At 37.5% G+C, this 15,672-nt stretch carries 17 protein-coding genes; all 17 read right to left on the minus strand.

The annotated features are described in order from the left end of the window. Positions 1-2: 2 nt before the first annotated feature. The 17 genes from FGL37_RS06790 to FGL37_RS06870 all read right to left on the minus strand — a co-directional run bounded on the left by FGL37_RS06790 (position 3) and on the right by FGL37_RS06870 (position 15,664). Positions 3-1,103 (minus strand): glycosyltransferase, encoded by a 1,101-nt coding sequence (locus tag FGL37_RS06790; RefSeq protein ID WP_028069339.1) that lies wholly within the window; start codon positions 1,101-1,103, stop codon positions 3-5. Next, positions 1,103-2,272 carry a glycoside hydrolase family 99-like domain-containing protein gene (locus FGL37_RS06795; RefSeq protein WP_028069340.1) on the minus strand — a complete coding sequence of 390 codons (1,170 nt, stop codon included), beginning with the start codon at positions 2,270-2,272 and terminating at the stop codon, positions 1,103-1,105. The genes FGL37_RS06790 and FGL37_RS06795 overlap by 1 nt, the downstream gene beginning before the upstream one ends. Then, positions 2,265-3,431, minus strand: coding sequence for a glycosyltransferase family 4 protein (locus FGL37_RS06800; RefSeq protein WP_160169478.1), 1,167 nt, complete (start codon positions 3,429-3,431; stop codon positions 2,265-2,267). The genes FGL37_RS06795 and FGL37_RS06800 overlap by 8 nt, the downstream gene beginning before the upstream one ends. Further along, the gene (locus tag FGL37_RS06805) at positions 3,415-4,602 is read right to left on the minus strand and encodes a hypothetical protein (RefSeq protein ID WP_028069342.1); all 1,188 of its coding nucleotides are present in this window, start codon (positions 4,600-4,602) and stop codon (positions 3,415-3,417) included. Before FGL37_RS06805 ends, FGL37_RS06800 begins: the two co-directional genes overlap by 17 nt. Next, positions 4,599-6,113: a lipopolysaccharide biosynthesis protein gene (locus FGL37_RS06810; RefSeq protein WP_028069343.1), complete on the minus strand. Its 1,515-nt coding sequence runs from the start codon at positions 6,111-6,113 to the stop codon at positions 4,599-4,601. The genes FGL37_RS06805 and FGL37_RS06810 overlap by 4 nt, the downstream gene beginning before the upstream one ends. Beyond that, a complete protein-coding gene (gene rfbA, locus FGL37_RS06815; protein WP_028069344.1) occupies positions 6,106-6,972 on the minus strand; it encodes a glucose-1-phosphate thymidylyltransferase RfbA in 867 nt (288 codons plus the stop codon). The genes FGL37_RS06810 and rfbA overlap by 8 nt, the downstream gene beginning before the upstream one ends. Positions 6,973-6,999: 27 nt before the next feature. Beyond that, positions 7,000-7,857 (minus strand): dTDP-4-dehydrorhamnose reductase, encoded by an 858-nt coding sequence (gene rfbD, locus FGL37_RS06820; protein WP_028069345.1) that lies wholly within the window; start codon positions 7,855-7,857, stop codon positions 7,000-7,002. A 5-nt stretch (positions 7,858-7,862) separates the two neighbouring features. Beyond that, complete coding sequence (gene rfbC, locus FGL37_RS06825) at positions 7,863-8,417, minus strand: dTDP-4-dehydrorhamnose 3,5-epimerase (RefSeq protein ID WP_028069346.1); 555 nt, start codon at positions 8,415-8,417, stop codon at positions 7,863-7,865. Between the two features lie 6 nt (positions 8,418-8,423). Beyond that, complete coding sequence (rfbB, locus tag FGL37_RS06830; RefSeq protein ID WP_028069347.1) at positions 8,424-9,476, minus strand: dTDP-glucose 4,6-dehydratase; 1,053 nt, start codon at positions 9,474-9,476, stop codon at positions 8,424-8,426. A gap of 4 nt (positions 9,477-9,480) precedes the next feature. Next, a complete protein-coding gene (locus FGL37_RS06835; RefSeq protein ID WP_028069348.1) occupies positions 9,481-10,506 on the minus strand; it encodes an NAD-dependent epimerase in 1,026 nt (341 codons plus the stop codon). Further along, on the minus strand, positions 10,496-10,750 hold the full coding sequence (locus FGL37_RS06840) for a hypothetical protein (RefSeq protein ID WP_028069349.1): 255 nt from the start codon (positions 10,748-10,750) through the stop codon (positions 10,496-10,498). Before FGL37_RS06840 ends, FGL37_RS06835 begins: the two co-directional genes overlap by 11 nt. A 155-nt stretch (positions 10,751-10,905) precedes the next feature. Beyond that, a complete protein-coding gene (locus FGL37_RS06845; protein ID WP_028069350.1) occupies positions 10,906-12,288 on the minus strand; it encodes a nucleotide sugar dehydrogenase in 1,383 nt (460 codons plus the stop codon). A 35-nt stretch (positions 12,289-12,323) separates the two neighbouring features. Beyond that, positions 12,324-12,860: a hypothetical protein gene (locus tag FGL37_RS06850; protein ID WP_028069351.1), complete on the minus strand. Its 537-nt coding sequence runs from the start codon at positions 12,858-12,860 to the stop codon at positions 12,324-12,326. Between the two features lie 189 nt (positions 12,861-13,049). After that, positions 13,050-13,526: a hypothetical protein gene (locus FGL37_RS06855; RefSeq protein ID WP_028069352.1), complete on the minus strand. Its 477-nt coding sequence runs from the start codon at positions 13,524-13,526 to the stop codon at positions 13,050-13,052. Positions 13,527-13,757: 231 nt separating this feature from the next. Continuing rightward, positions 13,758-14,756, minus strand: a complete 999-nt coding sequence (locus FGL37_RS06860) for a mannose-1-phosphate guanylyltransferase (protein ID WP_028069353.1) — start codon at positions 14,754-14,756, stop codon at positions 13,758-13,760. Between the two features lie 7 nt (positions 14,757-14,763). Next, on the minus strand, positions 14,764-15,186 hold the full coding sequence (locus FGL37_RS06865) for an adenylyltransferase/cytidyltransferase family protein (protein WP_028069354.1): 423 nt from the start codon (positions 15,184-15,186) through the stop codon (positions 14,764-14,766). A 13-nt stretch (positions 15,187-15,199) separates the two neighbouring features. Then, a complete protein-coding gene (locus FGL37_RS06870) occupies positions 15,200-15,664 on the minus strand; it encodes an adenylyltransferase/cytidyltransferase family protein (protein WP_197734456.1) in 465 nt (154 codons plus the stop codon). Between the last annotated feature and the right edge of the window lie 8 nt (positions 15,665-15,672).

Below are 15,672 nucleotides of genomic sequence, written 5' to 3' on the forward strand. Positions count from 1 at the left end.
TATTAGAATTTATCATTATAAACTGCAAAATAAAGCCTCTGATACCTCTTCGACATAATTTCAGATGAAAAGTTTGATTTAAATAAAAGATAAGATGCATCCGACATATCATTATAGCTTAGATCTTTAAACGTTTCAATTTTCTTTTTAAAATCGTCAGAATTATTTAATGAATATGATAATCCAGCTCCATCTTCTATTAAAATTTCTTTATGAGGAGCAATATCGGATAGCAGCACTGGTTTTTTCATGGACATCGCTTCTAAAACTGACATGGGAAGTCCCTCCGTTATAGACGAAGAAGTGTAATAGTCTGAAATAAACAGATAATCATAAATATTTTCCTTAAATCCAGGAATAATTATGGACTCTGTTTCCTCCAATTTTAATGTAGGATATAATGGTCCATCACCAAGTATTATCAATCTGAACTTTTTATCGGAAATATTTTTAAATGCTTCAATCAAAAATTGGAAATTCTTTTCCTTTGAAAAACGTCCAAAGGAAATGAAATACCTGTACGAAGGATCTAATCCGAGCTGTTGACAAATCACATTTCTATCTGTATATGGATAATTAATCTTACTAACACCGTTCTGGATATAGGGGAAATCTAGATTATCATTGTTTTTAAACTCTTCACTTATACTTCGTGAACAACAAATTGGATATTCAATCTTACGTAATGCCATTTTATTAAGAGTATTTACAACTCCACCAATCAAACCGCCTTTTTTCTTTTTTAGTTGAATTCCTGGGTAAATATGAACTGTGTTAAACCTAACCTTTCTCTTTAATAAAACACTAATAAACAGCGTTGGCAAACAATGTGAATGAACTATTTCAATTCCTTTTTCATCTAATTCCTTTTGAAGCACCTTCGCTTTTTTTAAGATATTAAATTTTCCTCCTTGCTTGATTTGAGTTATATTGACCGGAAATTTTATAAATTCGTCTAAATACGAGTGGTCAATCTCATTCTTAAAAGTATAAATATAAACCTCGAACTTACTATAATCTATGTGTTTGATCTTCTCTAACAATACCTTAACTGGGCCCTTTTTAGGTAAATAAGAAGACAAAAAAGCAATTTTTATTTTCATCACTTAAAAATATTTCTTTTTATAACATCGAGATATCCTGTACCGTATCTCAAATCCGGTTCAACGTAATTCCCTTCAGCCCATTCATTCCAGGACATAAGAAATAACAACTTTTTATCTTCATCTTTATTTTTCACCAACTCTAATGCTTTTTTTAAATGTTGCTCGAATAAATCAGGAGTGCTATCATGATAAATAATAGCTGCTTTTCCACTCCGGGGAGTTCTATCCCAATTTGGCAATAAAGTCGGATAGACATTATTCCACTTATCCTCTTCAACATATAAATGTTTTATAATATCCTTGTATTTGTAAACATCAATGTAATTGAGATTCAATTTTCTAGAACAATATTTTAAAATCTTTGCTTTTATACCTTTGACGTTCAATTCGGCTCTGAAAAGCCCCCTAGAGTTAACAGCATCGAAACCGAGTTCTAAGACACCTTTATAGCGAGATGTTGCTGGTTCGTTCTTTTTCGGAATATAATTTACTCTCTTATGCTGACTATCATAATAGAAGCCAGATAAGCTACTCTGTATACCTACAAAATGTATACCTGGTAAACCATTCTCTAAGGCAAGTTCATTCCAGGTGGCAATAAATACTTTAGGGTCAGGAATTGCATGTGGATCAAAAACGAGAAACACTGGCTTTCCATCAACTGTAATATACCTTTTGTCTTTAAACGCTTTTAAATTATAATAAAAATGTTCTTCATACTGCTTTTTACCAGCATATAGTTGCTCCATCAGTAAACCATCTGATTGAAGCACCGATCGACTTTTCTGCCAAGTTTTATTTGACCAAGAGTGGTTAGCCCAAGCTAAGCAAAATGGGAAATCAGGTTTTCCCAAATTTAATACATCTTCAAAAGGTTTCTCTAGGAGCATCTTGCCGTCGCCAAAATAATACTGCCAGTAACAAAAGCCCTCTATACCGGCATCCTTTGCTAAGTCCGCTTGCTGTTGTCTTATTTCCGGGTATCTAAGATCATAATAACCTAAATCTGAAGGAACTTTTGGCTGATAATGGCCTTTAAATAAAGGCCTTGCCTTTCCAACATTCGTCCATTCTGTAAATCCTTTACCCCACCATCTATTATTTTCTTCTATTGGATGAAATTGTGGTAGATAGAGGGCGATAATTCTAGCTTTTTTATTATTCATACTTACAAGGTTTTTGCATTATTATATTTATATAAGTATTTTGTATTTTCTCTATGTATTGCTCATTCGAATATTGAATTACATCTTGATGAGCTTCATTAATCAATTTTACGTAATCGACTTCATCATTATCAAACCTTCTCAAATATTGAATTAATTCTAATTGACTTTTATAGAGGAAGCCATAATTCTTACCTCTTAAAATCTCCGATGTCCCAGCATTATCATATCCAATTACTAGACAGCCATTAAATAATGCTTCTACAGTGATCCTTCCAAACCCTTCACTACGTGATGGGACAATAAGTGCTTTAGCATTCTGCATAAGCTTATCAATATCATCTCTCATGCCTAAAAAACAAACACTACTCGACAAATTGTTTTTATTTAAAAAATCTTCCAGCTTTCTTTTAAAAGAAGTGTTTTTTGTATCACCTGCGATAAATAACTTAATACTACTATTACTTTCGTCTTTAAAATTTTTAAAAACCTCCAATAGATCAAGAATTCCCTTGTTAATTTCTAGTCGTCCAGCGTATAAAAAATAATTGTCTTTATAATGGTTAAATATTCTTTCCTTAATGTTCTTTATACCGTTATAAATTACGATACTATTCAAACTACTCAATTCGAAATAGTTATAAATATCTTTCGAAATTGCTATATTATAACTGTTAACCTTAAGAAGGTTCTTAAAAACCGACATGGATGGAAATGGTTTAAAATTAAAATCCAAATCTTGATATTCTCTAAGGTGCCATATATGCGGAATAGCACATTTTAAACTTGCACGATAGCCAAAATGTATAGTTCCTACATTTGTATGTATTATATCAATCTTGAACTTATAAGATATACTTTCAATTTCCCTTTGTGCCTTGTAATTAGTAAATCTAAATCGTAGAATATTCAAAGGGAATAAGAGAGTCCTAATTAGGCCTTCTCTATAAGGATAAATATCTTGAAAATAACTAATAATATGATATTTGATTCCATATTCATCGAATATATTACAAATTTCACCATTATTAGGAATAACGACAATAGGAGTAAATTTAGACTTATCTAAATTTAAAATTATATTTAAAAAAGATTTATTTGATCCCGCATGTTTTGAAGAAGAGTTCAAAATAAATAGGATATTAATTATGCTTACCATGTTCAACATAAATTTTAAAATTAGAAATAGCAGATATAAAAATCAAAATAGATATTAACCAATATGCATACTCACGTTGGTAAAAATTTAATACAAATAATAAAAAAAGAACTGTCGAATAGTAATTTAAACGGTTTTTTCGCCAGACAGAAATATAAAAACTTGCTAGTAATACTAGACCAATCAATCCATATTTAAATATAAAAACTTTGTATCCAGCAGCTCCCTTTTTCCATTCATATGAAGTATACTCCACACTTCCCACACCTGCAAACAGTTTTGATGATTTTGAAAATTCATCAAAATTCCGATCAAATATTTGGTTTGTTCTATTATCTCCTGCCACCGTACCATCCTCGACCTCTAATCGAGATAAGATTAACCTATTAAATACATTATCATCCCCTGATCCAACCGATAAAATAACTACTAGACCTATAGAACCTAACAATAACAAATTGACAAAACTTTTAATGTTTGATATTTTTATAAAAAAGAAAGCTAAAAAAACCAAAACATATGCTGCTAAAGAAAAAGATAATATAATAGAGATTAGAAAAATATATAAAAATTTGTTATTCTTGAAGTCAAACTTATATATATAGAGGAAGAAAGGTAAACACAATCCTAAATGACCAGGTTCTAAAAAAAGTCCCTGAAAGCGAGGGAAAACTTCCAAAGAATATTGATTGAATATTTTCAAGAATACATAATAGTTTTCATATTGATAAGCCCCCTTGTCACCATAAATAAGTATATCATGAGGAAGACTTACACGTAATAAAAACAAAAACCAACCAAAAAGAGATATACCAAGTATAATGGCAAATTTTTTCGCGAAATAATCTAAAAACTGTGACTTAAGGTCATCTTTTAATAAAATAAAAAAAGTAACGATAATAATTTCGGAAAAACAGAATATTATGCCATTGACATTTTCATCGATAGACAAATAACATCTTAAAACAAGAAAAAGCAGTACAGGTAAAACATTACAATTTTTTATTCGATTAAAACTATTTGGTAGAATGTTACAATATATAACAGAAACTAGCGCTGCTAAAATACTCAGATAGGGTCTTATATCCCAAAAGTATCTAAAATACATAGAACCTAATGCTGCCACCAATAGCACAAAAAAATAAATCGAAGTTAGTTTACTGATCTTCATCTTAATTTATTCCTAAAAAATCGTACTATATTTCCCCTTTCATATGCACTCAATCCAACTAAAAAGACCAAAATAATAAATAAAATATTAAAAGCTACCACTTCAACTAATCTAAATATCCAAGATATAATTAAATCCCTTTGGCTAATAAATAAATGATGAATAATTATTGGAACGGATGAGATAATAATAGTCTTGATTATTATTTCCCAAATATAGGAGCGTACATTTATCTTAAGATATAGATTAACTATGTAAATACGAATGAAAAGTGCTATAAAATAAATTATATTCATAATCCAAACTATCACAATTGGTTTAGCTCCGTAATAAAAAAATAAATAAGCTATTGGAATAATCAATAAGGTAATCATACCTACTGCTATTTGATATGTTTTTATTTCGCCATATGCTCTTACTAGCTGCGTGAGGGGGTTTTCTAAACATGACAAAAGCACAAAAAACATCGACGCTTGAGTAAATATTATAATATCTGGCGATATTGTTTTGAGCCATAACTTCAGGATAAACTCCATATTAATGTAAAGCGGAATTACGACTAAAAGAATAAGGTATAAAGTAAGCTTTGAGCTTCCTAGAATTAACTTACGTGTATAATCAAAGTCTTTCGCTGCAAAAGATTTAACAATTTGCGGAGATACCGCAATAAAAACGGTATTACTCAGCTGACTTAAGACATTCACGACTCGATTCGCTATAGCTCTACTTCCAGTAATAGCTGGGCCAAAGAATAAATTTAACACGATATTTACACCTTGATCATTAGCTACAGTCGTTAAAGATCCAAATAAACTCCATTTAAAGAAATTAAATATTTCCGTGAACCTAGATCTAACTATCGTCCTAAAATATTTTATATCTTTTAGAGAATATTTAACAAATAGAGCATAAATTAAAAAATTTAGACATGATATTAGAAGCAGAAATAGCCCATAGAGTACTAATGGGTCATAAGATATTACTTGTAACAAGTAGATAACGAGTAGTTTAGCCGTCACATCAAATATTGTCAAGTATGAAAAAAATTTCATTTTCTCATATGAAATTATCAAAGCATTTAATGGAATAACGATAAGAGTAAAAAAGAAAGTGACAGAAGTTATCTGCAACAAACGCAACGCTGCATCTATTCGATTTATTGGGATGTTTATTTGATGCACAATTTGAGAACCAAACGAAAACATCACAAAGCCAACAACTAAACCAAAAATAAAAAAGAGATTGAATATAGTGGAAAAAGTAAAACTGAGTCTCCTAAATTTTTTCAAGCCCATATCGTGCGACATAAATCTTTGTGCCGCCGTAGCTAAAGATATACTCACGAAACTAATTCCTGTAATAACTCCATAAACTAGATTATATATACCATAATCTACTATACCTAAAACCTCTAATAATACTCTGACGGTATACAAAGAAACCAGCAGAGTGACTATCATCCTGATAAATAGAAATATTGAATTTTTTAAAATGGAAGGTCGTTTATCCATTCCAAACAACTTTTAATAAATAATCACCATATCCACTTTTTCTTAAAGGCTCTGCAATTTTGATAAGCTGATCCTTGTCAATGTAGCCCATTCTATAAGCGACCTCTTCAATGGCTCCAATTTTCATTCCTTGACGTTCCTCAATAACCTGCACAAATTGGCTAGCCTGCATTAAAGACTGAATAGTCCCCGTATCCAACCAGGCTGTACCACGATCAAATATCCCCACTTTCAACCTACCTTGTTCTAAATATTCCCTATTCACATCTGTAATTTCCAACTCACCACGTCCAGAAGGCTTGATATTCTTTGCAATTCTTACAACGTCATTGTCATAAAAATAAAGTCCTGGGACAGCATAATTTGACTTTGGCTCTTTGGGTTTTTCCTCAATAGAAACGACATTATTTTCGTCATCAAACTCTACCACACCATAGCGCTCTGGATCATGAACTTGATATGCAAATACACATCCTCCATCGGGATCTGCACATGACTGCAATAGCTTCGACATACCTGACCCATAAAAAATATTATCGCCTAAGATCAAAGCTACTTTATCATCACCTATAAATTCTTCCCCCAAAATGAAAGCTTGTGCCAATCCATCTGGAGCAGGCTGTTCCTTATAATAGAATTTACATCCGATCTGGGATCCATCTCCCAAGAGTTTATGAAAGTTGGGTAAATCTTGAGGTGTCGAAATAATTAATATTTCACTAATACCGGCAAGCATCAATGTTGATAATGGGTAATAAATCATCGGCTTATCATACACTGGCATCAATTGCTTAGAAACAGCCAAAGTCAAGGGATGTAAACGTGTACCGGATCCCCCCGCTAAAATTATTCCTTTCATGTTTTTTCGTTCTTGATTTATTTTCGTTTATTTCTCTTCAAGTTTTACTAACATCTCAGATAAGCTTTGCTTCCATGCCGGCACATTCACATCAAATGTAGTCTTGATCTTTGTTTTATCTAATAGAGAATATTTCGGTCGCCTGGCCGGTGTTGGATACTGTTCGGTCGCAATTGGATGAATTTTACAATCTAAGTGCTTAATATCACGGATCGCAACAGCAAAGTCAAACCAAGATATTTCGCCTTCATTTGAAAAGTGAAAAATACCTTTCGCCCATTTGTCACTATGAGCTATTACCATGATTGCCCTTGCTAAATCTCTAGCGTAAGTAGGTGAACCTATTTGATCTGCAATAACGGAAATCTCATCACGCTCCGTCATTAAGCGAATCATGGTCTTCACAAAATTGGCTCCGTAGCTTGAATACACCCAAGCTGTACGAATAATAATGGCATCCGCCTCAGATTCTGCTATCGCTTGTTCTCCCTTTTGTTTGGTCAGACCATAGATATTGATCGGATCAGTAGGTTCATCTTCCTTTAGAGGGGTGCTACTGTTTCCCTGAAACACATAATCGGTAGAAATATGAATAAGCTTTTTGTTATTAACCTTTGTCCATTTGGCCATTGCCGCAACAGCTTGATGATTGATAACATCCACCAATTCAGCTTCGGATTCGGCTTTATCAACAGCGGTATAAGCCCCACCGCTTACAATAAGATCTGGATTGACTGATTCTACAACCGCTAGAACTTTCGTTAAATCATCCAATGGCATTTCTTCCCGATCAACGAAAACAAATACCTCATCAGCATATTGTACACTAAGGTCCTTGATTTCTGACCCCAATTGCCCGTAGGCTCCTGTAACTAGTATCTTCATCTTTTTTAGCCTTTTGCTCCAAAAACTTCTTTAAAACTTAATGCCTCCTTATCTTTATCTGAAAGCAACAATTCCGCTACAGGAAGCTGCCAATCAACAGCAAGATCTTGGTCAAGTGGATGTACACCACATTCAGACTCTTTATTATAAAAATTGTCACATTTATAGAAAAACGTCGCTGTTTCACTTAACACAACAAAACCATGTAGAAAACCTCTTGGCACAAAAAGTTGTAGATTGTTTTCCTTAGATAAAACAACCCCAACATGTTGACCGAAAGTTGCTGACCCTTCCCGGACATCTACCGCAACATCCAATACTTCTCCTTCGAGCACGCGAACCAACTTAGCCTGTGCATGTTCACCTGCCTGTGCATGTAAACCTCTTAATACTCCTCTAGTGGAAAAAGATTGGTTGTCCTGCACGAAATGCGTGTCGGTTCCTGTCAATAAATTAAAGGTGCGCTCGTTAAAGCTTTCAAAAAAGTACCCTCTACTATCACCGTATTTCGTAGGCTCTAAAATAAAACAGCCTTTTAACTTTGTTTCTGTCGCTTTCATGCTGTACTATTTACTATATTGTTTATTATAATAATTCTGGTAATCTCCCGAAGTAACATTCTCCAACCAAGACTGGTTATTTAAAAACCAATCGATCGTTAAAGACAAGCCTTCTTCAAAAGTTACTGACGGCCTATATCCCAATTCTTGGTTTATTTTAGTTGCATCAATAGCATAGCGTAGGTCGTGGCCAGGACGATCTTTAACATAAGTAATCAACTGTTCCGAGGTACCTTGTTCACGATCTAATTTTTGATCCATTTGCTTGCAAAGTTCTTTTACCAAATCAATATTTTGCCACTCATTAAATCCTCCTACGTTATAAGATGCACCCTCTTTCCCATTATGAAAAACTAAATCAATTGCTTTTGCGTGATCTATTACGAACAACCAATCTCTGGTATACTTGCCATCCCCATAGATCGGAAGCGGTTTACCATTTAAAATATTGTGGATACAAAGCGGGATCAATTTTTCAGGAAAGTGGTTTGGTCCGTAATTATTAGAACAATTGGTCAAAACTACAGGCAATTCATAGGTATCATGATAAGCACGAACAAAATGATCTGATGAAGCCTTCGAAGCCGAATACGGTGAATGCGGATCATACGAAGTTGACTCAGTAAATAGTCCTGACTCACCTAATGTGCCATAAACTTCATCAGTAGATACATGATGAAAACGCTTTCCTTCAAAATTATCTTTCCAAATATGACGGGCAGCATTTAATAAATTTACCGTTCCAATGACATTGGTCATTACAAAAGCAGTGGGATCTGTAATCGACCTGTCAACATGTGACTCGGCAGCCAAATGAATAACGCCATCAGGTTGATATTGCTCAAAAATCTTTATCATTTCAGCTGCATTTGTAATATCAGCTTTAACGAAAGTATAGTTAGATTTACTTTCAATATCTTTCAGATTTTCCAAATTACCAGCATAAGTCAATGCATCGAGATTGATAATTTGATAATCTGAATATTTATTAACAAATTCACGTACTACATGAGAACCAATAAATCCAGCTCCCCCAGTGATTAAAACCGTTTTGAACATATATCTATTTCACGTAATTATTATACCATTTTACAAATTCAGCTACTCCGGATTTTATCGGTGTAGTACTGTGATACCCTAGTGCATTCAAGTGTTCAGTGTCAGCCCAAGTTCTTGGCACATCACCGGGCTGCATTGGTAGCATATTTTTATCTGCAACTTTACCTAAATTGATCTCCAACGTTTCTATAAATTCCATTAAAGATACGGGCGAGCCATTTCCGATATTAAAAACTTGATAATATGCTTGTCCATGATCCATTGTTGGCGGGTTATTTAGGGTAATAATGATTCCTTGGACAATGTCATCAATATAAGTAAAATCACGGCTCATTTGACCGTTATTAAACACTTTGATTGGACGATCTTCAGTAATGGCTGAAGCAAATAATATTGGAGCCATATCTGGTCTACCCCATGGTCCATATACTGTAAAAAAACGCAGTCCTGATGTCGGGATTTGATAAAGATGGCTATATGTGTGCGCCATCAACTCATTGGCTTTTTTTGTAGCAGCATATAGACTTACTGGATAATCAACACGGTCATCCTCAGAAAAAGGTACCTTGCCATTTTCTCCGTATACGGATGAACTCGATGCATAAACTAAATGTCCGATCTTGTGATGTCGGCAGCATTCTAAAATATTGACAAATCCAACAATATTGCTGTCAACATAAGCCATTGGATTTTCCAAACTATAGCGGACGCCAGCTTGTGCGGCCAGATTGACAACAGCATCAAAAGATTCTTCTTGAAAAAGTGTTGGTAATTGCTCTCTGTCCTCTAAATTCATCCGCAAAAACGTCAAGTTACTATGAATACTCGAAGTCACTTTATGGTTAAATTGTTCAGCTTCCGAACGATCTATCCCCAATTCATGCAGTCGTGCATACTTTAAATTAACATCATAATAATCATTGATATTATCTAAACCTACGACAACATTTCCTTGGTCCGCTAAACGTTTACACAGATGAAAGCCGATAAATCCCGCGGCTCCGGTTACCAATATTTTCTTATAGTTCATGAGTTGTTTTTACTAATTCTCCAAATTCTTTTTGCGCAAATTCATAAGCTGCTAAATCGCCGATATCATACCTCTTTCCGTTAATAGGCCCAACGTACACCGTACTGCGCTGACAAAGCCACGCTGCCAAATTACCGGGCGCATCATAATGACAACGTTGGTCAATAGCAGTTTGAATTAAAGGTAAGTCTGATGCTGTACATAGGCGTGTGGCATAACATGCCGCCAAGATCAAGGTCTTCATATTACATTTTATTGGATTAATCTAATCATCATTAACAACCCCTTTTTACACCATCGACTTTAGCCGCCTGAATACAACGCCGACAATGTGCATACTAGCCAGCCGGCATGGCTTCTATCGGAAAGATGACCTGGACTTCAATTAAACCTTTATAACTATTCACCAATAGCATAATAGTCGAACCCAAGTGTCGTCAATTGAGAACGATCCAATATTTTGCGCCCGTCAAAAACAAAAGCTGGTTTTTTCATATCCTCTTTGATCTTGGCCCAGTCGTATCCTTTAAACTCATCCCATTCTGTCAATACTGCAACAGCATGTGCACCTTGAAGTGCTTCATAAGGATCATTGATCACTGTGACCAAACGACGGTTTTCTTCTGGCGAACGTGTGCCCAAATAATCCAAATCTTTGTACACTTGCTCGGCAGGTACTTTTGGATCATAAACCACCACATGGGCCTCCTCTTCCAACAAATGATCCGCTACATAGATAGCCGCAGACTCCCGGGTATCATTGGTGTCTTTCTTAAATGCCCAACCCAAAAACGCGATCTTCTTACCATTGACTGTGTTATACATCGTCTGGATAATATTCTCCGCAAAACGTGCTTTCTGATGATCGTTCAATATAATCACCTGCTCCCAGTAATCGGCTACAGCGGTGAGGTTGTATGATCGCGCAATATAAACTAAATTTAAAATATCTTTTTGAAAACAAGACCCACCAAAACCGACAGATGCTTTTAAAAATTTCGGACCAATACGGCTATCCTGACCAATGGCACGAGCCACCTCATCCACATTGGCACCTGTGACTTCACATAATTCCGAAATGGCGTTAATAGAGGATACGCGTTGAGCCAAAAAGGCATTTGCCACAAGCTTAGACAATTCTGAAGACCACAGGTTGGTGGTCAGGATACGCTCACGCGGTACCCAGGCCTCATATACTTTGACCAAAGATTCGATCGCTTCGGCATCTTCACCACCGATCAATACACGGTCTGGATGGTGTAAATCGGTAATGGCAGTACCTTCGGCCAAAAACTCCGGATTCGACAGAATATGAAAATTGACCCCATTACCTGTATTATCCAAAATACTCTTTAATGCCGCCGCAGTACGTACGGGTAAAGTGGATTTTTCAACAACAATCTTGTCATTCTTAGCCACCGCGGCAATCTGACGGGCACATAGCTCAATATATTTAAGGTCTGCGGCCTGCCCTTTTCCCTTACCATAGGTCTTAGTCGGCGTATTAACTGAAATAAAAATCATGTCGGCCTCATCAATGGCTTTCTCGACATCCGTAGAAAAGAAAAGATTGCGTCCACGTGCCTCCGCAACTACAGCATCGAGTCCCGGCTCGTAAACGGGCAGTTTATCAAGATCTGTATCATTCCAGGCATCGATACGTGCCTGATTGAGATCGACGACTGTAACAACCACATTTGGATTTTTCTGTGCAATGACCGACATGGTAGGACCACCTACATAACCTGCACCGATACAAGTTATTTTTTTGATTTCTTTCATTTGATAGTATTCCAGTTAGATTTTATTATATTTTTCTATTCACTCTTTTCCATCGGGACACTGTCCTCTTTTTGATAGAGTACAATCACGCCCTGCGGCTTTTCAGGCAATTCTGTGTATACGGACACCTTCTTACCAAGTATTGTGCCAGCTTTGGCTGCCGCTTGGCTTAAATAATCTTTATTTAGCGATTCACCACGCACCAAGACCTCAATATGCCCTGAATCGATCCCTTGCGCATAATCGCCCAGCAAGGCTACCTCCCGTACATCCCCGGCACGCTCCAGCACTTTATCCACAAACGTTTCTATACCCAAAAAATTATGAATCAGCCCCTGTAAGGATGCATAAAGCGAGTGCCTCGTATTGGCGCGGTAAAAAATCTTATGTTCATTGTCTTCGCGGATCAGGTAACCGGCATCCGTCAATTGATTCAGCTCCTTACGGATGGCATTGGTGGATTCCTTGAATTCATCTGCCAGACCGCGCAGATAACCACGGTTGCTTGCCGATATAAAAAACTTGATCAGCAGTTTTAGTCTGGTTTTGGAGGTAATCAGTGAGTCCAGCATGGTTTAGCAACAAAATGAGTAACAAAAGTACTCAATATCGGACAGAGTTGCAAATTAATAAATTGTTAGCGAAATACTAACATAACCTCTTATCGCTAAATCCACGTGAAACATAATCATTAACACACTAAAATACAGCTCATTTACATAGGAAGCAAAAATTTCACGCCCACGCTTCCTATGTAACAATCAAACCGTTGTACGCTGATACACATCCGTGATGGGTAACGAGGCTACAAAGGGTTCGGGCCGTCCCTGTTCAAAATTCAGCACACCCGAAATGTTTACACGCTTTCCCCGCAAGTCTTCAATATTCGCCCCCCGTTTGATGACTTTAAAACGTACCGAAACATCGGCATGTCTAGTGTCCGCATGGGCAAAAGGGATCACCAAAATCTGTTCAAGATTAACATCCAGTGCAGTATGCAGCGGTTTTACGCGACGGATCACAATATTCTTGAGCTGTTCATCAATGCGCTCGGCCTTGAATACAAAGACACCGCTCCGTGCACGCCGGTCACCACTATACTGGCCGGGGCGTTCCTGAAACATATAATGTACGGTGATGCCAACCCGACGGCTGAACCGCCGCTGCTGCTGTTTTCGGCGAACAATAAGATAGGTTACTGCAAATAATAAAATAGATAGAAGAATGGCAGATGTCATATGTGTAAGTTGATTAAAAATTGACTTACTCAAAGATAAGCAACCAATTTATGATCAACTACGTTTGTTCAGGGGACATTATAGGGACATTTTACAAACACCTGAATATCAGAAAGATAATAGATATTATTTTATTGTTAAATTATGTAGCACGACAAAAATATTTGAACAGGGTTAGGAAATAGTGGAAAGGAAGGGCCCTCCGCCAGACACTCCCTTCCTCTTAAAAAATCAATCGATCAGCTTGGACTGATGGCGTTCGAGTGTATTGTAGATTTTTTTGACATCCTGGGATTTTTCTTTCTGCAGCACCAGAATGGCATCTTTGGTATGCACCAGAATACTATCACGCATACCCACAAAAGCGGTGTATATGTCGGTCCCAATGACCATATTGCCATTTTCATCGACCGGATGCCCCGTCTGCTTCAGATAGTCGTACATCGACTCAAAGGAACCAAGGTCAGACCACTGAAAACTCGTGGCCACGACGCGGATCTTTTTGGAACGCTCCATTACGGCATAGTCGATGGAAATGGATGGGATCTCCTTGGACAGGGCCAAGTCAAGCTCACCATCCTGACGGTGCTGCCAGGCATTGAATGCGGTCGCGTATACTTTGGGCTCGAAGGTCTGCAATTCAGCCAGAAAGGTGTCTGCCCGGAAACAGAACATACCCGAGTTCCAGAGAAAGTTGCCCCGCTCAATAAAATCCTCCGCTGTATCCTGATTGGGCTTCTCGCGAAAGGAAAGGACCTTGTCGTCTTTGTATTCGATATAGCCATAGCCGGTCTCCGGCCGTGTGGGCTGTATGCCGAAAGTCACAATATACCCTTTATTCGCCTTTTCAATCCCAGCCTTGATCGCCTCGGCATAAGCCTGCTCACCCACGATCACATGGTCTGAGGGCGTCACAATCAGAATATCGTCGGGCTGGGCAGCAAAGGCTGCAAAAGCAATGGCCGCAGCGGTATTACGGGGCGTAGCCTCGACGATATCGATATAATCGATCTTGTTGTCTTCCATGACCTCACGGCTGAGACTATGGTTATCCCGGTTGCCCACCACGATAACCTGCCCGCAGAGCGGCTGGTTGCGCTTGATGGTCATTTCAAACAATGAGCCTTCCTTAAACAAGGATAGATACTGTTTGGGATAGCTTTTGCGCGACAGCGGCCAAAGGCGGCTGCCAACCCCACCTGTCAATACAACATGGATAATATTGCTCATCTGCTGATTATTTTTTTTCCGCTTCTTTGTCAGCCACGACCTTCCGTAGGCCGGCGCTGGAGAAACGGTGCGTACGCTTATTATAATAGATCTCGATATTTTCTTCCACACAATACTGACGACCGGAAAAATCCTTATCCCGGTACTCTTCACCGATAATCCGCATATGGATCGGCAGCGCCTTGATCATATCGATCAGGTCCTGCTCGGTCTCATAGGGGATGATCTCATCCACATACCGGCAGCCTTCCAATTGTATGTAGCGCTCGACAATGGTCTGGGTGGGCTTGGCCTTCTCGGGGAACACTTCCGAAGGGTCGGTATTCAGCCCCACGATCAGGTAATCACAGTGCCGCTTGGCTTCTTCCAGCATCATAATATGTCCGGCGTGCAGTAAGTCGAACACACCGAATGTAATTCCAATTTTCATAGGGATCTTCAAATTAAATAGATTTTATGACTGTTTGTTCTTCTGAATTGGCTTTGGCCACAATTTTTCGCAGGCCTGAACTCGAGAATCGGTGGTCGCGGCTGTTAAAATACAGCTCGATGCCCTTCTCTTCACAATACGCGCGGCCCGTAAAGTTTTTCTCCCGGTATTCGTCTCCCACGATGCGGACATCTATTTTAAAAGAACGTAATATATCTTCCAGATCCTGCTCGGTGGCATAAGGGACAATCTGGTCCACGTATTTACAGCCTTTTAGCTGGATATACCGCTCCACTACAGTCTGGGCGGGCTTATTCTTTTCAGGACGGTCCAAGGTGGGATCGGTCTGTAGACCGCAGATCAAATAATCACACTGTCTTTTGGCGTCCTCGAGCATTTTGATATGCCCCGCGTGCAACAAGTCAAAGGCACTGAAGGTAATGCCTACGCGCATACCTTTGGCTGGAATATTAACCATAATCAAAT

Origin of the sequence: Sphingobacterium thalpophilum, assembly GCF_901482695.1 — a bacterium.
GTDB lineage: Bacteria > Bacteroidota > Bacteroidia > Sphingobacteriales > Sphingobacteriaceae > Sphingobacterium > Sphingobacterium thalpophilum.

Coding starts and splice junctions, on each gene's coding strand:
- FGL37_RS06790 (WP_028069339.1), bottom strand. CDS start 1,103: ATGAAAATAAAAATTGCTTTTTTGTCTTCTTATTTACCTAAAAAGGGC.
- FGL37_RS06795 (WP_028069340.1), bottom strand. CDS start 2,272: ATGAATAATAAAAAAGCTAGAATTATCGCCCTCTATCTACCACAATTT.
- FGL37_RS06800 (WP_160169478.1), bottom strand. CDS start 3,431: ATGGTAAGCATAATTAATATCCTATTTATTTTGAACTCTTCTTCAAAA.
- FGL37_RS06805 (WP_028069342.1), bottom strand. CDS start 4,602: ATGAAGATCAGTAAACTAACTTCGATTTATTTTTTTGTGCTATTGGTG.
- FGL37_RS06810 (WP_028069343.1), bottom strand. CDS start 6,113: ATGGATAAACGACCTTCCATTTTAAAAAATTCAATATTTCTATTTATC.
- rfbA (WP_028069344.1), bottom strand. CDS start 6,972: ATGAAAGGAATAATTTTAGCGGGGGGATCCGGTACACGTTTACATCCC.
- rfbD (WP_028069345.1), bottom strand. CDS start 7,857: ATGAAGATACTAGTTACAGGAGCCTACGGGCAATTGGGGTCAGAAATC.
- rfbC (WP_028069346.1), bottom strand. CDS start 8,417: ATGAAAGCGACAGAAACAAAGTTAAAAGGCTGTTTTATTTTAGAGCCT.
- rfbB (WP_028069347.1), bottom strand. CDS start 9,476: ATGTTCAAAACGGTTTTAATCACTGGGGGAGCTGGATTTATTGGTTCT.
- FGL37_RS06835 (WP_028069348.1), bottom strand. CDS start 10,506: ATGAACTATAAGAAAATATTGGTAACCGGAGCCGCGGGATTTATCGGC.
- FGL37_RS06840 (WP_028069349.1), bottom strand. CDS start 10,750: ATGAAGACCTTGATCTTGGCGGCATGTTATGCCACACGCCTATGTACA.
- FGL37_RS06845 (WP_028069350.1), bottom strand. CDS start 12,288: ATGAAAGAAATCAAAAAAATAACTTGTATCGGTGCAGGTTATGTAGGT.
- FGL37_RS06850 (WP_028069351.1), bottom strand. CDS start 12,860: ATGCTGGACTCACTGATTACCTCCAAAACCAGACTAAAACTGCTGATC.
- FGL37_RS06855 (WP_028069352.1), bottom strand. CDS start 13,526: ATGACATCTGCCATTCTTCTATCTATTTTATTATTTGCAGTAACCTAT.
- FGL37_RS06860 (WP_028069353.1), bottom strand. CDS start 14,756: ATGAGCAATATTATCCATGTTGTATTGACAGGTGGGGTTGGCAGCCGC.
- FGL37_RS06865 (WP_028069354.1), bottom strand. CDS start 15,186: ATGAAAATTGGAATTACATTCGGTGTGTTCGACTTACTGCACGCCGGA.
- FGL37_RS06870 (WP_197734456.1), bottom strand. CDS start 15,664: ATGGTTAATATTCCAGCCAAAGGTATGCGCGTAGGCATTACCTTCAGT.